At 69.4% G+C, this 18,314-nt stretch carries 9 protein-coding genes; 3 read left to right on the top strand and 6 right to left on the bottom strand.

Features of this window, described 5'->3' with window-relative positions; all coding sequences use genetic code 11:
• Positions 1–13: 13 nt before the first annotated feature.
• The 6 genes from AB5J49_RS46815 to AB5J49_RS46790 form a co-directional block, all read right to left on the bottom strand.
• Positions 14–1,807, bottom strand: a complete 1,794-nt coding sequence (locus AB5J49_RS46815; protein ID WP_369174950.1) for an ABC transporter ATP-binding protein — start codon at positions 1,805–1,807, stop codon at positions 14–16.
• A complete protein-coding gene (locus AB5J49_RS46810) occupies positions 1,804–3,441 on the bottom strand; it encodes an ABC transporter transmembrane domain-containing protein (RefSeq protein ID WP_369175490.1) in 1,638 nt (545 codons plus the stop codon). The genes AB5J49_RS46815 and AB5J49_RS46810 overlap by 4 nt, the downstream gene beginning before the upstream one ends.
• Positions 3,442–3,623: 182 nt before the next feature.
• Positions 3,624–5,069, bottom strand: coding sequence for a condensation domain-containing protein (locus AB5J49_RS46805; protein ID WP_369174949.1), 1,446 nt, complete (start codon positions 5,067–5,069; stop codon positions 3,624–3,626).
• Complete coding sequence (locus tag AB5J49_RS46800) at positions 5,066–5,842, bottom strand: thioesterase II family protein (RefSeq protein WP_369174948.1); 777 nt, start codon at positions 5,840–5,842, stop codon at positions 5,066–5,068. Before AB5J49_RS46800 ends, AB5J49_RS46805 begins: the two co-directional genes overlap by 4 nt.
• A 14-nt stretch (positions 5,843–5,856) precedes the next feature.
• Positions 5,857–7,014 carry an acyl-CoA dehydrogenase family protein gene (locus AB5J49_RS46795; RefSeq protein WP_369175489.1) on the bottom strand — a complete coding sequence of 386 codons (1,158 nt, stop codon included), beginning with the start codon at positions 7,012–7,014 and terminating at the stop codon, positions 5,857–5,859.
• On the bottom strand, positions 7,014–8,192 hold the full coding sequence (locus AB5J49_RS46790) for a pyridoxal-phosphate dependent enzyme (protein WP_369174947.1): 1,179 nt from the start codon (positions 8,190–8,192) through the stop codon (positions 7,014–7,016). Before AB5J49_RS46790 ends, AB5J49_RS46795 begins: the two co-directional genes overlap by 1 nt.
• Positions 8,193–8,868: 676 nt before the next feature.
• Here AB5J49_RS46790 and AB5J49_RS46785 point away from each other — a divergent pair.
• From AB5J49_RS46785 to AB5J49_RS46775, 3 genes are read left to right on the top strand one after another with little or no spacing between them, the layout of a single operon-like run.
• Positions 8,869–12,042: an amino acid adenylation domain-containing protein gene (locus AB5J49_RS46785; protein WP_369174946.1), complete on the top strand. Its 3,174-nt coding sequence runs from the start codon at positions 8,869–8,871 to the stop codon at positions 12,040–12,042.
• On the top strand, positions 12,035–16,615 hold the full coding sequence (locus AB5J49_RS46780; protein WP_369174945.1) for an SDR family oxidoreductase: 4,581 nt from the start codon (positions 12,035–12,037) through the stop codon (positions 16,613–16,615). The genes AB5J49_RS46785 and AB5J49_RS46780 overlap by 8 nt, the downstream gene beginning before the upstream one ends.
• Positions 16,612–17,928, top strand: coding sequence for a polyketide synthase (locus tag AB5J49_RS46775; protein WP_369174944.1), 1,317 nt, complete (start codon positions 16,612–16,614; stop codon positions 17,926–17,928). Before AB5J49_RS46780 ends, AB5J49_RS46775 begins: the two co-directional genes overlap by 4 nt.
• Positions 17,929–18,314 lie beyond the last annotated feature (386 nt).

Raw genomic sequence — 18,314 nt, 5'->3', positions numbered from 1 at the left:
TGCTGTCGACGGATCACGAGGAGGAGACACCCGCGGAACGGCCGTGCCACGAGTTCCAGAGGCCGGCATACGCTCCGCCTGCGGCCACGAGCTCGTCGTGGCTGCCGAGTTCGGTGAGCCGGCCGTCCTCCATCACCGCTACGCGGTCGGCGTCCTGGGCGGTGTGGAGGCGGTGGGCGACGGCGATGACCGTCCGTCCGTCCAGCACCGCTGCCAAGGTGCGCTCCGTACGCCGCGCGCTGCGCGGGTCGAGCAGCGCTGTCGCTTCGTCGAGGATCAGTGTGTGCGGGCCGGCCAGGAGAACCCGGGCCAGGCTCAGTTGTTGTGCCTGCGCTCCGTCGAGGTGGTGCCCGCCGTCGCCGAGTTCCGTGTCCAGGCCGTCGGGCAGCTGCGCGGCCCAGTCGCAGCCGACCGCCGCGAGCGCCTCGGCGAGTTCGGCGTCCGTCGCCGTGGGCGCCGCCATGGACAGGTTGTCACGCAGGGTCCCTATGAACACGTGCTGTTCCTGAGTGACCAGGACGACCTGGCGGCGCAGCAGCTCCGGCGGCAGCGCGGACAGTGAGACCCCGCCGACGCGCACCGACCCGCTGTCCGGCACGTCGATGCCGGCGAGGAGTCTGCTCAAGGTGCTCTTGCCCGCTCCGGACGGCCCCACCAGGACAAGCCGTTCACCGGGCCGTACGGTCAGGTCGACGTCCCGTACGACGTCGTGCGCACCGTCGTAGGAATAGCGCACGCGCGTCAGCTCGATACGGTCGTCGACCGGCTCCGCGCCGGGCGCCGTGGGGGCGGTCTGCCCCTGGGCGTCGAGCAGCACGCCGATGCCCTCCACGCGGGCGAACGAGGCCTCGCTGCGCTGCAGGAGTTCCAGCCACTGCAGGAGTGTGTCCAGCGGCTGGGAGAGCTGGCGCAGCCACAGGACGGAGGCGGTCAGCGCGCCGAGGCTGACCATGTCGTGCTCGTACAGCACGCCGCCGACCAGGAGGACGCCGACCACCGGGATGACGTAGGAGACGTCGACGGCCGGGAAGAGGACCGAGCGCAGGTGCAGCGTCCGCATGCGCGTCCGGTAGCAGGTGTCGATCCGTTCGAGGCAGTGCGCGATCTGCTGTTGTTCCAGCCCGAACGCCTCGATGGTTCGTGCTCCGGCAGCGGCACCGGACAGTTGTTCGGCCAGGGCCGAATTGGCCTCCCCCTCCGCCAGATAGGCGGGGTGGGCACGGCGCAGGTACCAGCGCACGGCAACGGCGATCCCGGCGAAACCGACGACCCCGCAGACCCCGAGCAGCGGGCTGGCCAGGAAGACCACGCCGAGGATGAGCGGTACCTGGATCAAGGCGATGAAGACGTCCGGCCCGGCGTCACGCATGGCCGTTCCGACCGCACCGATGTCGGCGGTACCGCGGACCGCCAGGTCGCCGGTGCCGACCCGTTCCACCACGGGGACGGGAAGGGCGAGGATCCGCTCGACGAACCGCTCACGCACGCGGGCCAGTGTGCGTTCGCCGAAGCGATATCCCACCCGGCGCGCGTAACGGACGAGGAGCAGTTGGGCGAGCGAGGCGGCCAGGATCAGCGCTGCCAGCCGGTCCACCGTGCCGACTCCCGCGCCACCGCGCACCTCGTCGATGATCCGGCCGAGAAGCCATGGCCCGACCAGGCCCGCTCCTACCGCCAGCGCGTTGAGGAGCACCATGGCGACAAAGGCCGTTCGGTCCTGGCGTACGAGTTCGGCGGCGGCACGCAGAATCCGCGGCCGGCCGGCTATGAGAGGCTCTCGGTCGGTTGAGGTCGCCGCGTGGTTCATCGTACGTTCTCCTGTGCCGTGTGGCCGGGAGCGTCGCTCTCGGCGTCGTCGGCAGACTCGTCAAGGCCCCGGGAGACGAGGCGCCGGTAGTCGGGGTATGTGGCCAGGAGCCGGCTGTGGGGCCCGGTGGCGACCAGCCGTCCGTCGACGAGGAAGCAGACGACGTCGGCCCGGTCGAGCAGCAGCGGTGAGGTGGTGGTCACCACTGTCGTACGCCCTTCGCGGTGGGCGTACAGCCGTGCCGCGACGGCCGCCTCGGTGTGCGCATCGACCGCGGAGGTGGGCTCCAGGGCCATCAGCACCTCCGGTTCGGCGAGCAGCGCGCGTGCCAGCCGGACGCGCTGGCGCTGGCCTCCTGAGAGATTGCGTCCCCCTGACTGGACGAGGGAGTCGTATCCGTCGGGAAGTCCCTGCACGATGTCGCGGGCCATCGCGGAGTCGACCGCGCGGTCCACACGGTCGGGATCCCCCTCCGAGCGACCGCGAACGACGTCGGACAACGTGCCGGGGAACAGGGCGGCCTCGTTCTCGGCGACCAGGATGCGTTCGCGGACCTGGCGCAGCGCGATCCTCGCCAGAGGGACACCGCCCCAGGTGGCGTCCGACTCGGCGAAGCGGCCGAGACGTTCCACCACGGCCACGGAGTCCGCGGAACGCGCGCTGACCAGAGCGGTGAACTGCCCGGGCCTCACCTCCACACCCGAGGCGGGATCGTGCAGTACGGCGTCCTGCCCGGGGGCGTCGAGTCCGGCTTCGGGATCGGCCGTGTACGGTTCCAGGGCCAGGAAGCGGATGAGCCGACGCCCCGCCACCACGCCGTGGTTCAGGTCGTACGCCCCCTCAATGAAGAACGACACCGGGACCACGAGCACCGCCGCATAGCCGTAGACCGAGACGAGTTCGCCCGCGCTGATGCTGCCCTCGGCGACCAGCCGCGCCGCCACCCACGTCACCGCGGCGAGGAACACGGCGGGCAGTCCGACGCCGAGCGCTTGGACCCAGCTGGTCATGGCACCGACGCGGTAGCCCTCGGCCTGCAACGTCCGCGAGTGGCTGCGGTGGCGCTCGGCGTAGGCGTCCTTGCCCCCGATGCCGTTGAGTACGCGCAGCCCTTCCGTCATGTCGATCAGGCGGGAGGTGAGTCGCCCGGAGTGCTCCCGGTAGGTCGACTCCGCTCCTCGCAGCCGGCCCAGCAGCGGGCCGACCAGGACGACCAGTACCGGCACTCCGAGCAGGACGAGCACGGCCAGCAGCGGGGAGATGGTGAACAGCAGGACGGCTACGACGGCGTAGGCGACCACGGCGCCGAAGCCCGGGCCGGTGATGGTGAGGACATTCGCGATCTGCGCGATGTCGTCGAAGCCGATGGTGAACACCTCGCCCAACGAGACGCGTCGGGGCAGCATGGCGCCGAGCCGGGTGACGTGCTCCGTCACGACGCGCACGGAACGGAACGCCGCGTCCATGCGGATCCTCGTCATCGTGCGGTGCCGCATGATGGCGAACCAGGCGTTCAGCAGGCCGACGGCCAGTATGGCGCCGCTCCAGTTGACGAGTGCCGTGGTGTCACCGGCGGTCAGTCCGTCGTCGATGGCCCGTGAGAGCAGGTAGGGCGGCAGCATCAGCCCGACCATCCAGCTGCTGCCCAGCAGCGCACCGCCCGCCACCCGCTTCGACTGGCTGGCAACCAGCCACCATATGTACCGCAGTGGCCCGCGGATGTCCGGAGTTCCCGGATGCGCCGCGGGGTCGGTCAGAGCGCCGGCCGCGCCGGCGGGACGGCCAAGTGGCCGGGCCTGCGCCTTCGTTGCGGTCCTCAACCTCGGTCTTCCCCTTCGATCGAAATCTGCGAATAATGCTTGCCGTTCGATCTACGCACGCCGGCCTCAGTACTGGCGCCGGGGAGAGAGGAGGCATCGGCATGACGCGAAGCAAGCGGTGTGTCTGCGTCGACTTCTGACGGTTCAAGGCCCCCGATGTCGCGGCGCGGATCGAGTCGCAGTCCGCGCAGCGAATCGGGGGGATTCTCCGCCAGGGTCATCAGCCCGCCCTCGATCGAGGCGGCCAGGACCGCCGGCAGGTTGCCGGGCAGGAATTCGGTGCTGCCGCCCACGCCGATGAAGAGTCCGCTCTCCACCGCCGCGGCGAGATGGAAGTTGGGGCCGATCCGTTGCTTGGACGTGCGCCAGGCGACGGTGGTCCGCGCGGGAGAGTCGGCCGACGGTTCGCCGTCGCCCTGACCGAGAAAGTTGTAATGGGAGGAGAAGTAGGTCGGGTCCGTCTCCTGGTGCCCGCCCTCGTTCAGCTCGTCCCTGAGGACGTCCACATCGAAACAGCCGTGCAGATAGGCGTTCATACAGGCGTGGTACGTGGTGCGCAGGAACATGTCCGGTGACATGTCGTCGTCGATCCGTATCGGCAGCGGGACGCATTGGTTCAGCGAACTCACCAGCGATGCCCATGGTTCGTGGAGCCGGTTCGCGGTCATGAGCCCCAGCGTGATCCGGTCGCGCTGTTTGAGCCTGGCGAGTGCGAGGCTGCCCACGGCGAGCAGTATCGACTGAACCGACACGCCGGTGCGCCGCGAGACGGCCTGGGCGGCGCTCAGCCCTTCCCTGCTGTAGATCGTGGCGCGCCGGCGTGTGCTGGTGTCCCCGTGGTGCCGGTCCGCCGGCTCGAAGGAGCCCCAGTTGCGGGCCCAGTGGCTCGCGGCACGCGCGATCTCGGTGTCGGTTCGCTGGGAGAGCGCCAGGTCCACGGGGCTCACCTGCGGCCCCAGAACGTCTCCGTCGACGAGTCGGCGGAACTGGTGCAACAGGACGTGCAGGGCGCCGTTGTCCGCGGCGATGTGATGGATGACGGTGACCAGGTACAGCGGAATCCCCTGGTGTACCGCCACGAAGGCGCGCCAGGGCGGTCCTTCGTGAATGTCGACCGGCTCCGCCGCCCATTCGGCGGCCACCGCCCTCGTGGCCGCCTCGGTCGCTTCCGCCACTTCGACCGAGGGGACGGGAACCGCGTGAGGCGCGCGGACCACTTGAACAGGCCTGCCGTTGTCCGTGACATACGTGGTGCGCAATGACTCGTGCAGGGCGACCAGGCGCTGCCAGGCGTCCACGACGTGCACCACTTCGGCGCCCGGCGGCACCTCCCACAGACTCACCAGGTTCGCGACCGCCTGGCCGGTGGGTCCGTACGACTCCAGGGAGCGCAGTACGGACAGTTGCCCGCAGGTGACCGGGCCGGTCCGTTCGACGTTCACGAGATGCCTCCTCCGGCCAGGGCGCGGCTCATGGCCTCCAACACCCCCGTCTGCTGGGTGGTCAGGAAGAAATGCCCGCCCTCGAAGACCTGGACGTCGCACGGGCCCGTGGTGAGATCCGCCCACCCCTTGAGGTGCTCCACATCGACTCGTGGGTCCGCACTGCCCCCGAACACCGTCACAGGGCATGTCAGTGGATCGCTCGGACGGTGGACGTAGCTGGTGAACAGCGAAAGGTCGGCCCGGAAGGCGGGAAGGACGAACGACAGGAACTCGGGGTTGTCGAGCAGCTCCCGCGGGGTTCCCTCCAGGCGGACCAGTTCCTGGACCAGTTCGGTGTCGGAGAGGTCGGCCGTACCCCGTGTGCGCGACTTGTGGAACTGCAGCGCGCGGCAACCGGAGACGAAGACCCGAAACGATTCGATCCCGTGTTCGTCGCGCAGCCGACGGCACAGCTCCCAGCAGATGATGGCTCCCATGCTGTGCCCGAAGAAGGCGAAGGGCCGGTCCAGGAAAGGGAGCAGTCCGGGAACGAGCGCTGTCAGGAGCTCGTCGAGATCGTCGACCGGCTGGTCGAGGAAACGGTCCTCGCGGCCCGGGAGCTGGACCGCCAGCGCCTCGACTCCTTCCGGCAGCCCCGGCCCCCAGCCGCGGAAGACCGTGGCGCCTGCTCCCGCGTAGGGAAAGCAGAACAGGCGCGCCCGGGCCGGAGCGGTTCGGCCGGGTACCGGGCGTAACCAGGTTCGGCCGTCCTGCCGGGGAAATGACTGCATGTGATGTTCCGTTCTCACAAGGCCAAGGACGGAGCCGAACGAGCCCCGGAGACAGCGAACTGTCCGAGCAGGGTCTGCTGAATCTGTGTGGTGCCCTCGATGATCTCCATCACCTTGGCATCCCGGTAGTGCCGCTGTACGGGCGACTCGGCACCGATGCCCTGGGCACCGTGGATCTGTACCGCGTCGGAGGCGGCTCGCACGGCTACCGTCGAGGCCCGGTACTTCGCCATGAGGGTGTGGTTGGCGGCGTTGGTGTCGGCCCGCTCCTTGCTCACTCCGGCGTGGTGGCACAGCAGACGGGCAGCCGTGACATTCGTGAGCATCTCGGCGAGCAGCCGTTGTACGAGTTGGTGGTTCCTGATCTCGGTGCCGTACTGAGTGCGCTGTCCGCTGTATTCGACGCAGGCATCCAGGCATGCCTGGGTGAGGCCGACGGACCCCCACGCGGTGCTGTACCGGCCCAGGTCCAAGGCGCTGGACGCGACGAAGGCCAGACCGAGTCCCGGACCGGCCACGAGATGGTCGACGGGGACGCGGCACTCGTCGAAGGTGACGGTCCCCAGCATCGAGCCCCGGAGTCCGAGCAGCCCGTCGATGGGTTCCACCTTGAGACCTTCGGTGTCCTTCTCGACGAGAAACGCCGTGTGCCGCCCGTCGAACTGCGCGAAGACCAGGAACAGATCAGCGAGCTGGGCGAAGCTGATCCACTTCTTTGTGCCGCTGAGCACGAACTCCTTGCCGGCCTCGACCGCGACCGTCTCGACCGCGGCGGGGTCGCTGCCCACATGCGGCTCGGTCAGAGCGAAGGACGCGACGGTCTCGCCGACCATGACGGACCGCAGCCAGCGCTCCTTCTGCTGCGGCGTCCCCCAGCGTTCGATCGAGTGCACGACCATGTCCTGGACGGCCACGAAGTTGCGTATCGACTGGCAGGCCCGCCCCAGCTCCTCGGACAGCAGCCCATAGTCCACCGGCCCCAGTCCGCGGCCGCCGGACGCTTCCGGGCCCGATGCCCCGATGTACCCCTGTGCGGCCAGGGACGACACCACGTCACCGGAAATGGCCTGCTCCGTGTCGAATCGATGTGCGTGCGGCATCAACTCGCGTTCCACATAAGAGCGGAACAACCGGTGATTTTCTCTCTGTCCCGGGGTGAGATGGTTCAGCATCATAAGAGCGCCTCTGTGTTCCGTGCGCGACCGGTCAAGTTGGCCAGCACCACCTGGTCCGCCGAAATTCGCTGCTCCCTCGCCTCGACGCGGAGCGCGGCGATGGTCGCCGCAGCCGAATAGCAGACGTCCGCCCCCTCGATTTCCAGGAGCATCCTTCGAGCTTCCTCCATCCCCCGCTGACTTACGGACACAATGCTGCCCCCCGTGGCGTGCGCAATGTCTCGCATATACGGGTAGCTCGCCCGTCCATCCCCCAGCAGAATGGCTCGCGCGAGTCCTCTGGGGCGACTTATGACATCGCGGTCGGTGAGTTCGGCGCGCCCGTCCTGCCAGGCTTTCGCCATGGGGGCGCATGTGTCCTGCTGCACCATCAAAAAGCGAGGCATCGAGCTGATCCTGCCGGTGGCGAGGTACTCCTTCGCCCCCTTGTGAGCGGCCATCATCCCCATTCCGCTGCTGATGGCCTGCACGATGACATCCGGTTCTTTCGGCATGGTGTCGAACGCTTCCAAGTAGGCGATTTTCACCCCTTCTCTGCGCGCCCAGTTGAAGAACCCTCCCTCCCAGGCGATCTCGCGTTCCGCGGCGAACTTCTGAGCCTCCCTACTGGCATCCGAGTAGCCGCCGACCACCGTGTTCAGGGAAATCTGATCACCGGGTTCGAGCTGGTGGTCCGCCATGAAGTCGCTCCCGCAGAAGAAGTGCGCGTGCATCGACTGGTCCCGTAGCACGGCCCGGGCCAGCGCCGTCGCACTGTTGCCTGTGCTCGACGCCACCCACTCCTTGATCCCGAACTGGCGGAACACAGCGAGGACCACCGAGGCGAGCCGATCTTTCGTGGTACCCGTCGGCTGCCGCGACTCGTCCTTCAACCACAGACGGGGCAACCCGATCGCCGCACCCAGCTCAGGCGCCGGCCGACAGGGAGTGCGGACACTCAGGCCAGAATCCAGGAAGCCAGGCGCGACGACCGGCAGAAAGTCCAAATACGCAATCTCTGGCTGATCACTGTCCCTGAGACGTGCATTCCTCAGGTCAATACTGCACTCCAAGGCGCCCAGACATTCTGGACATCTATGCCTAAATTCCGGCCCACATCGCCAACCACAACAGACGCATGCGAGGTGAAATTTCGACGACAGATCCGCACCGGTACCTAAGGCATGCAACCGCACTTCCTGTTCGCCCCCTTCCTTTTCCGCTCAGCACCATACATGCCGTCGGGCCGTCGACACAGACCGCACATCATTCAGGATAGGCAAAGCATCTTGCGCAGGGCAACCAGGCATGCACACAATTTCAACACACCATCATCACCTTGCGTCAGACTGAATCGGCGACGTTACCCCTGCCCGCAGCCGATAAACTGTTTCGAAAATCTTTCGTATCGCTGGAAAAGCAAAGACCTCCCCTTGGGACTTCTGCTAAAACAATCCAACTGGCAGAATCAGCTGGCCTCTGGATGCAGCCGCCCTCTATGCGGGTTCGGCTGAATAGCCGAACGTACGGGAAGGAGCTGCACGTTGGGGGTTGCCGGGCCTGCCGAAACCCCGAACACCCTTTGCTGACTGCGGCCCGGGGCCCAGTCCAGGCATACCTGCTCATCTGACACCGTTTGTCTTCAGCCTCCGAGCCGCATCGGCCGCGTCCCGTGGCCTCCAGGAGACCCCATCTCGATCGGGCCTCCGTGCCGCGCCCACGCGCGCGGCCGGGACAGCACCGCAGCAGACCTCCACGGCGGGGCGGCGCCCAGCCGCGCCCCGCCGTGGGAAAGGCCAACTCCGCACCCGACCCCGCGAGGCAGCTTCACACATGACGCCCACGCCCTCACCACCGCCTGGATTACCGCCGATGTCCCCCGAGCACACCGGACAGTCCTTGTCACACGTGGTCTTAGCCGCACGTCTCACGGGTGAGCTGGATCTCGAAGGTTTCGACACGGCCCTGCGCGCCGCGATGGACCGTCACCTGGCGTGCGCGGCACGGCTCAGCACCGTCGACGGACGCCCTGCGCAGATTCCGGCGACCGACCGCAGGGTGGCGCTGGCGCGTCATGATCTGAGAGGGCTCGGCGACGCGGCCCGGGCACAGCGTCTCGCCACGCTGACCGAGCAGCCCCTGGACGAAGCCCTCGATCTCAGTGAGGGGCCACTGGCCCGCGGCCTGCTGATCCGCTGCGCCGAGGACGAGCACAGAGTAGTGCTGGTCTTCCACCGGCTCGCTGCCGATCCCGCCTCGGCCGCACTCCTCCTACAGGCAGCGCTGCTCCCCGACGCGACGGCGGACAACGGCGCCGATCCCGCTGTCCGCGCTTCGGCCCAGTTGCCGGAACCCCTCCCCCTCGACACCGGCGTCGACGATCCGCTGCCTTCGTGGCCGGGGACGCCCCAGCCCGGGCCCACGGAACTCCCCCTGGACCGGCCCAGGCCCGCCGAACGTGATCTGACCGCCGATGCGGTGCCTTTCGAGGTCTCCGCCGGCACCACGGCAGGACTGCGCCGACTGGCGCGGGAGTGCGGTGGCAGCCTCGCGACGGTGACGCTCGCCCTGTATGTGGTGCTCCTGCACCGGTACGGCCAGTCCGCTCCGGTGGTCGACGTGACGGCGCCCGGCCGGCCCGGGCGGGAGGCCACGACGGTGAGCCGCTTCGAACAGATCGTGCCCGTCCCCTTCGAGGTGACCGGCGAGCAGAGCTTCCGGCGGTTGGTCCGGACGGTGGCGCGCGCCACGGCGGGGGCGTGCGAGAGCGTGGCGGCCGACCCGTGCGAAGGGCCGGCGGGCCCGCCCGGCACCGGCTCCTCGCCACGCTGGCCGGCGTTCTCCCACCGCCGTGCCGCCCGCCTGTCCGCCCCGCCGCGGCTCACCTGTGAGGTCCTCCCCATCCACGACCGTCGCATCGCCGGGGACATCGCGCTGCGTCTGTCGGGCGAGGAGGACGGGCTGAACGGACACCTTCTGGTCGCGCGCGACGTCTTCGACGAGGGCACCGCGCGCCGGGCGGTCGCCCACTATCTGCGTCTGGCGGACGGCGCCGCCGCCGACCCCGACATGCCGGTGCACGCCCTCCCCCTGCTGACCGCCGGGGAGGAGGAGACGATCAGGTCGTGGAACGGCATCACGACCAAAGTGCCGGACCTGACGTTCCCGCAGGTGTTCGAGATCTGGGTGGCGCGCAGCCCGGCTGCGCCGGCGGTCAGGGCCGAGGACGTGTGTCTCAGCTACGAGGAACTCAACAAGCGGGCCAATCAGTTGTTCTCGCTCCTCGACGAGCACGGAGTGGGCCCCGAGGCGACCGTCGGGCTCTGTCTGGAACGCGGTGCCGAGCTGGCCGTCGCGGTCCTCGGGGTGCTCAAGGCCGGCGGAACGTATGTACCGGTGGATCCCAACGACCCCCCGGCACGGCAGGAGGCCGTCCTCGACGACGCCGGTGCCCGGATCGTCGTGACGCATTCCGGCGGGTTGCCGCCGGGATCCGGCGCCGGGCGGCACGTCGTCGAGCTCGACGGCGAGTGGACCGTGCTGGACGGACGCCCGGCGCACAACCCGCCGGCCGGACGGCAGCAGCCGTCGGGCGCCGCTTATCTGCTGTACACCTCCGGGTCCACCGGCCGCCCCAAGGGGGTGGTGGTCGAGCACCGGCAGCTGATGAGCTACGTCTGCGCGGCCACCGAGCGACTGGGGATCGAGGAGCCGCTCAGCTTCGCGATGGTTCAGCCGTTGACCGTGGACTCCAGTGTCACCTCTTTCGCGCTCCCCCTGTGCACCGGTGGGGAGATACACATGATCACGCGCGAACGTGCCCTGGACGCCGACAAGTTCGACGAGTGGTGCCGGCAATGGCCCGTCGACTGCCTGAAGATCGCCCCGTCGCATCTGCGGGCCTTGCAGGCCTCCGCGCACTTCACCGCGCTGCTGCCCCGGCGGCTCCTCGTCGTCGGCGGTGAGGCATCCGAGTGGAGATGGCTGCGGGAGCTGCAACGACTGGCCCCCCATTGCAGGGTCTTCAACCACTACGGTCCGACGGAGACGACCGTGGGCGTGCTGACGCTGGCCGTCTCCGATCACCCGGACGCCGAGTGGGCCACCGCCCCGATCGGGGTCCCCCTGCCCAACACCCAGGCCCATGTGGTCGACGGCACCGGCGGACCGGTGCCGTTCGGGGTCGCCGGGGAACTCCTCATCGGTGGCGGGAACGTCGGCCGCGGATACCATCGCGCGGACGACCTCACCGCCGCGTCCTTCGTCCCCGACACCCTCGGGGGACGACCCGGCAGCCGTCTGTACCGCACCGGCGACATCGTGCGGCGGCTGCCCGACGGCATCATCGAGTTCCTCGGCCGCCGCGACGACCAGATCAAGATCCGCGGTTTCCGCGTGGCGCTCGGCGAGATCGACGCCGCGCTCACGAGCTGCGCCGCGGTCCGGCAGGCGGTGACCGTCGTCAGGGAAGACCCTCCCGGGGACCGGCGGATCGTCTCCTACGTCGAGTGCGCCGAGGAATACCTCGGGCCGGACGGCACCCCGGCACTCGACGTGGACACCGTGGAGCGGCACCTCAGGGACCGGCTGCCGCCGCACATGATGCCGCAGGCACTGGTGCCGCTGGCGAAGCTGCCGCTGTCCAAGCACGGCAAGGTCGACCGCCGGCAGCTGCCGCCTCCCCCCGCCCGGCCCGCGCCGTCCGCGCCCACCCCCGCGAGGAACAGGCTGGAACACAGCGTCCTGGAGGCCTGGCAGGGGATCTTCCCGAACGACGAGGTGGGAACGGAACGGAACTTCTTCGACCTCGGTGGCCACTCCTTGCTTCTCGTCGAGCTTCAGCACCGGCTACGGCAGACCACGGGTAAGGACATAGGCCTGCTCGACCTGTTCCAGCACACCACCGTGCGCGCCCAGGCCGAGTTCTTCGCGCGGCGGCGAGAGCCCTCGGCCGCCCCTTCGGCCAGACGCGAGGAAGCGCAGCGCAACGCCCTCCTGAAACGCCGCCAACAACAGCTTCGAGCCAAGCGAGGCCAGCATGAGTGAGGACGTCTTCCAGTCCCCCGAGGATGCCGAGGACAGCCTGGACATCGCGGTCGTCGGCATGGCGGGCCGGTTCCCCGGCGCCGACACGGTAGAGGCCTACTGGAGCAACCTGCGGGCCGGCGTCTGCTCGGTCACCCGGTTCGACGACGACGAACTGACCGCCCGTGGGGTCGACACGGGCACCTTGCGCCACCCCGACTTCGTCAGGCACGGCTATGTGCTGGAGGGTGCCCGCACCTTCGACGCGACGTTCTTCGGCTACTCGCCGCGCGAGGCGGAACTCATGGATCCGCAGCACCGGGTCATGCTGGAGTGCGCCTGGGCGGCCATGGAGAGTTCCGGCCACGCCCCCGGGCGGTACGAGGGTGCGATCGGGGTCTTCGCGGGCGCCGGGCACAACACCTACCAGCTCCACAACATCGCCACCCAGCCCCGTGCCGCCGAACTGCTGGGCGAGAAGCAGGTGGTGATCGGCAACCGCTCCGACTACCTGAGCAGCCGGATCTCCTACAAGCTCGGTCTGGAAGGTCCGAGCGTCAACGTCCAGTCGGCCTGCTCGACATCGCTCGTCGCCGTCGCCGAGGCGTGCCTGTCGCTGCTCGCCTACCAGTGCGACATGGCCCTCGCCGGCGGCGTCGCGGTCGACGACACACGGCGCAACGGCTACCTCTACCGCCCGGACGGCATGCTCTCCCCGGACGGTTACTGCCGTACGTTCGACGCACGGGCCCAGGGCACGGTCGGCGGCGACGGCGTCGGGATGGTCGTCCTGAAACGTCTCAAGGACGCGATCGCCGACAACGACCACATCCACGCGGTGATCAAGGGGAGCGCCGTGAACAACGACGGCGCCAGAAGGGCCGGATTCAGCGCGCCGAGCGCTCTCGCCCAGTCCGACGCCATCCTCACCGCGCTGGCCGACGCGGATGTCGAGCCGGAGACGATCGGGTACGTCGAACTCCACGGCACGGCCACCCCCCTCGGCGACCCCATCGAGTACCAGGCGCTCGCCGCGGTGTTCGACGGGGTCCCCGCCGGCACCTGCGCGGTGGGGTCGGTGAAGACCAACATCGGGCATCTCGACTCCGCGGCGGGTGTCGCGGGGTTGATCAAGGCGGTGCTTGCGGTCGAACACGGTCAGATACCCCCGTCGCTGCACTACGAGACCCCGAACCAGCGGATCGACCTGGAAGCCGGCCCGTTCTACGTCAACACCGAACTGATCCCGTGGCCGCGGCGGGACGGCCCACGCCGGGCCGGGGTCAGTTCCTTCGGGCTCGGCGGCACCAACGCCCATGTCGTCCTGGAGCAGGCTCCGCCGCCCCGGCCGCCCGCCGACGAGGCCGACAACGGCGCCGAGCACCTGCTCGTCTGGTCCGCGAAGAGCGCTGAGGCGCTGGAGTCGGCCACCGACCTGCTCCACGACCACCTGCGCACCCACCCCGAACACTCCTTGGCCGAGGTCGCGTTCACCCTCAGGGAGGGTCGCAAGCACTTCCCCCATCGGCGGATGCTGGTGAGCACGAGCAGGCAGGACGCCCTCGACGCCCTTGCCGCCCGTGACGACGGCCGGCTCCTGACCGCTGTGGCCCCCGCTCTTCCGGACCGCCCGGTGGCCTTCGTGATCGCCGGGTTCGGCGGTCAGTTCCCCGGCATGGCCCGCGAACTCCACGACCGGGAACCCGTGTTCCGGGCGGCGCTCGACCGGTGCGCGCACCTCCTCGATCCCCTGCTCGGCCAGGACATCCGCCCGTTGCTCCTCGATGACTCCGCGCCACCGGGGACGGCCGCCGGGCGGCCGGCGGGCGATCTGCGCGGCCTTCTGCAACAGCCCGAGCTCAGCGAGCACCCGCTGGACCAGCCTCTGCTCGGCTATCCGGCGGTGTTCGCCCTGGAGTACGCCCTGATCGAGCTCTGGGCACATTGGGGTGTCGTACCCGATGTCATGATCGGCCACAGCCTCGGCGAGTACGTCGCGGCCTGCGTCGCCGGCGTCTTCTCCCTCCCCGACGCCCTGCGCCTCGTGGTGGAACGCGCGCGTCTGATCATGCGGCAGCCCGAGGGGGCGATGCTCGCCGTGCCGCTGAACGAGGACGCCGTGGCCCGCTACACGGACGACGAGGTGTGCGTCGCCGCGGTCAACGGCCATCGCACCTGTGTGCTGTCCGGCACGGTGCCGGGCATCGAGCGCGTCAGCGGCGAACTGGCCGCGGAGGGCATCGTGTCCCGCCGTCTGCCCACCCGGTTCGCCTTCCACTCCCCGCTGATGGACGCCGCGGTCGAGCCCTACGGGGAAGTGGTCCGCTCGGTACGGCTGAACCGTCCGGCCACACCGTTCGTGTCCGGTCTGACCGGGGCCTGGATCACCGACGAGGAAGCCACCAGCCCCGACTACTGGGCACACCACATGCGGCGCACCGTCCGTTTCGCCGACGGCATCGCGGCGATCTGGTCCGTACCGGACGTCGCCGTCGTCGAAGTCGGCCCCGCTCCCGCGCACACCTCGGACGTCCTCCAGCATCCGGCTGCCGCGACAGCCGCCGACCGGGTGGTGATCCCCTCGTTGCCGAGGGCGCTGCACGGGGAGAGTGATCGCGCGTCACTGCTCAGCGCCGCGGGACGACTCTGGCTCGCCGGCCGCCGTCACCCGTTCCCGCCCTCCCCGTCGGCCAGGCGCGTTCCCCTGCCCACCTACCCCTTCGAACGCCGGACCTACTGGCTGGAAACCGGCTCCCGAAAGGCCGTTGACGACACCGCGCGGCAACGGCACGGCTCCTTGCCCCAGTGGTTCTACGGCCAGTCCTGGCACCGGCTTCCTGCCGCTGCCCCGGCCGCCGAAGGGGACCTCGCGACCCAGCGGTGGCTGATCTTCGTGGACGGCGCCGGTGTCGGTCGCGGTCTCGCGGCCCGGCTGCGGGAACTCGGTGCGAGCGTCCGCTCGGTGGCCGCCGGTGGTGAGTGGAGCGACAGCGGCGACGGCGAGTACGTTCTCGATCCCGCGCAGGCCTCCCATTTCACCAAGCTGGCCGCGGCTCTGCGCGCCCAGGGCGGCATCCCGGAACGCGTCGTCCACTGCTGGAGCGTCGGGGACGACGCGCACCGCGCGGTGGAACCCGGTGATGTCCAGAGCCTGCTGCGGCGCGCCTTCGACAGCCTGGTCCACTGGGCCCAGGCCACGGAGACGGAACTGATGGCGGCGGCCCAACGCTGGGACGTGGTGTCCACCGAGGTGCACTCGGTCGTGGGCGACGAGGAACTCTGCCCGCCCAAGGCCGCGGCCCTGGGTGTCTGCAAGGTCCTGGCGCAGGAGTACCCGTCGCTCGACTGCGTCCACCTGGACCTGCGCCTGGACGGCGCGCGAGATCCCGCAGCCGTGGCCGGACACCTGCTGGGCGAACTGGCCCGGCCGGCCGCCGACCGCGTCCTCGCCCTGCGCGGACGCCACTGCTGGCGGCCCGCGTACCTCACGACGCCGCTTGCCCCCCGTACGGCCTCGCCGGTCAGGAAGGACGGGGTGTACCTGATCACCGGCGGCCTGGGCAAGATCGGCCTGATCGTGGCGCGTGCCCTCGCCGAGCGCGACCGAGTGCGGCTGGTCCTGCTCGGCAGGACGGGACTGCCGCCCAGGGAAACCTGGGACGACGAGCACCATCCGGCAGCCGTCAGGGACTCGATCCGTGCGGTGCGCGCGGTGGAGGAACTCGGCTCCCGGGTGATGGTGGTCTCCGCCGACGTCACCGACCCGGCGGCCATGATGCAGGCCAAGCAACGGATTCTTGAGGAGTTCGGCCCCGTCAACGGGGTCGTCCACTGCGCCGGAACCACCGGGTCGGCCGCGCACCGGGCCGTCTCCGAACTGGGCCCCGAGGAGAGCCTGTGGCACTTCGGCCCGAAGCTCTACGGCACTCAGGTCCTGCACGAGGTGCTCCAGGACCAGCAGTTGGACATCGCGATCATCTGCTCGTCCATCGCCGCGCTGCTCGGCGGGCTGGGTTTCGCCGCCTACGCCGGGGCCAATGCCGCCCTGGACGCGTTCGCCCAGCTGCGTCATGGCCCGGGCCGGCCCTGGACGAGTGTCGACTGGGAGGCCTGGTTCTTCTCCGATGACCGGGACCACACCGAACTGGGCGCTGCGGTAAGGGAGTTGGCCTTGACTCCGGACGAAGGCCGCCAGGTCTTCGACGCCCTGCTCGACGCCGTGCCGCAGCCCCAGGTCATCGTCTCCACCGGTGATCTGCACCGGCGCCACGCGTTGTGGTCGGCGCCCGTGGCGGACGCCCCCGCCACGCCGGTCCTCCGGCATGAACGCCCCAATCTCCGCAACCCCTTCGTCGCACCGGTCAGTGCGACGGAATACCGGATAGCGGAGATCTGGCAGGAGACCCTCGGCGTCGAGAGCGTCGGGGTGCACGACAACTTCTTCGAACTCGGGGGGAGTTCGCTGCTGGGTCTCCAGGTCGTACACCGGCTGCGGCAGGACCTGGGCGCGTCCGTGCCGCTGACCATCGTCTACGAGGGGCCGACCGTGCGCACACTCAGCGCCCTGGTCGACGGTGTCAGGGAGGAAGGATGAAGGGCCTCGACGGCGGTGTGGCGATCGTCGGGATGGCGGGGCGCTTTCCCGGTGCCGCGGACCTGGACGAGTACTGGCGCAACCTGCGCGACGGCGTCGAGTCGATCGTCGCCCTGACCGACGAGGAACTCACCGCGGCGGGAGTACCACCGGAAACCTTCAACCGACCCGACTTCGTCAAGGCCGGACCACGCTTCCAGGACGCCGGCCTCTTCGACGCCGAGTTCTTCGGATACACCGCCCGCGAAGCCCAGCTCATGGACCCCCAGCACCGCCTCTTCCTGGAGACCGCCTGGCAGGCACTGGAGAACGCCGGCTACGACTCCGCACAGTACGACGGCACCATCGGCGTCTACGCCGGCGCCGGAACGAACCGGTACGTACAGCGTGTCTACGCTCGGCACGACCTCGCGGAGACGGTGGGCCTCACCCAGATCCTCCTCGGCAACGAACTGGGGTTCCTCGCCACCCGGGTGTCCTACAAGCTGGGGCTGACGGGACCCAGTGTCTCCCTGCGCACAGCGTGTTCGACGTCGCTGGTCGCCGTACACACCGCCTGCCGGAGCCTGGCGGCCGGCGACTGCGACATGGCGCTGTCGGGCGGCGTCCATGTCGATCCGGCTCAGGGGGCCGGTTATCTCCATCAGGAGGGTTCGTTCCTCTCACCGGACGGCCATGTCCGCCCGTTCGACGCGCAGGCGCGCGGGACGGTCTTCGGCAGCGGCGTGGGGGTGGTCGTGCTGAAGCGGCTGGAGGACGCCCTCGCCGACGGGGACACCATCCACGCCGTCATCAAGGGCTCGGCCGTCAACAACGACGGCGCCGTCAAGGTCGGGTTCACCGCTCCCAGCGTGTCGGGGCAGGCCGAGGCCATCGGCGCGGCCCTCGCGGACGCGGGTCTCACGCCGGAAGACATCGGATACGTGGAGGCGCACGGCACAGGGACGTCGTTGGGAGATCCGATCGAGGTTCAGGCGTTGGAGCGGGCGTTCGGCGGACGAGGCGACTGCGTCCTGGGCACCGTCAAGGGAAACATCGGACACCTCGACGCCGCAGCAGGCATCGCCGGCCTCATCAAAACCGTCCTCGCCCTCAAACACCACCTCCTGCCCCCCACCCTCAACCACCACACCCCCAACCCCGACACCAACCTCCACCACACCCCCTTCCACATCACCACCACCCCCACCCCCTGGCCACCCACCACCACACCCACGCCGAGCCGGCATCAGCGCCTTCGGCTTCGGCGGCACCAACGCCCACCTCATCATCGAAGAACCACCCCCCACCCCCACCATCCCCGGCACCTCTGACACCACACCCCATCGCTGACACCCACACCGACACCGCCGATATCCCCGGCACCTCTGGCATCCCTGACCTCCCCCACACCCTCATCCTCTCCGCCCGCACCCCCCAAGCCCTCGAACAAGCAACAGACAACCTCGCCCACCACCCCGCACCCACCAACCCAACCTCACCCACACCGCCTACAACCCTCGCCCACGGCCGCCACACCTTCCCCCACCGCCGCACCGTCACCGGCACCACCCCCGACACCATCGCCACCGCCCTCGAAACCCCCGCGACCCCCCCACCACACACCACCCACCACACCCCCTACGACACACCACCCCTCGTCTTCCTCTACACCGGCCAAGGCTCCCAACACCCCCACATGGCCCACGGCCTCTACCAA

It is taken from the genome of Streptomyces sp. R28 (genome assembly GCF_041052385.1).
Classification (GTDB): Bacteria; Actinomycetota; Actinomycetes; order Streptomycetales; family Streptomycetaceae; genus Streptomyces.
Note: the sequence above shows the minus strand (reverse complement) of the source record. Positions and strands in the feature narration are given on the sequence as shown.

Excerpts from the sequence above, each read along its gene's own strand:
- AB5J49_RS46775 (WP_369174944.1), top strand. The coding sequence starts at position 16,612 with ATGAAGGGCCTCGACGGCGGTGTGGCGATCGTCGGGATGGCGGGGCGC.
- AB5J49_RS46810 (WP_369175490.1), bottom strand. The coding sequence starts at position 3,441 with ATGGTCGGGCTGATGCTGCCGCCCTACCTGCTCTCACGGGCCATCGAC.
- AB5J49_RS46795 (WP_369175489.1), bottom strand. The coding sequence starts at position 7,014 with ATGCTGAACCATCTCACCCCGGGACAGAGAGAAAATCACCGGTTGTTC.
- AB5J49_RS46785 (WP_369174946.1), top strand. The coding sequence starts at position 8,869 with ATGTCCCCCGAGCACACCGGACAGTCCTTGTCACACGTGGTCTTAGCC.
- AB5J49_RS46815 (WP_369174950.1), bottom strand. The coding sequence starts at position 1,807 with ATGAACCACGCGGCGACCTCAACCGACCGAGAGCCTCTCATAGCCGGC.
- AB5J49_RS46780 (WP_369174945.1), top strand. The coding sequence starts at position 12,035 with ATGAGTGAGGACGTCTTCCAGTCCCCCGAGGATGCCGAGGACAGCCTG.
- AB5J49_RS46800 (WP_369174948.1), bottom strand. The coding sequence starts at position 5,842 with ATGCAGTCATTTCCCCGGCAGGACGGCCGAACCTGGTTACGCCCGGTA.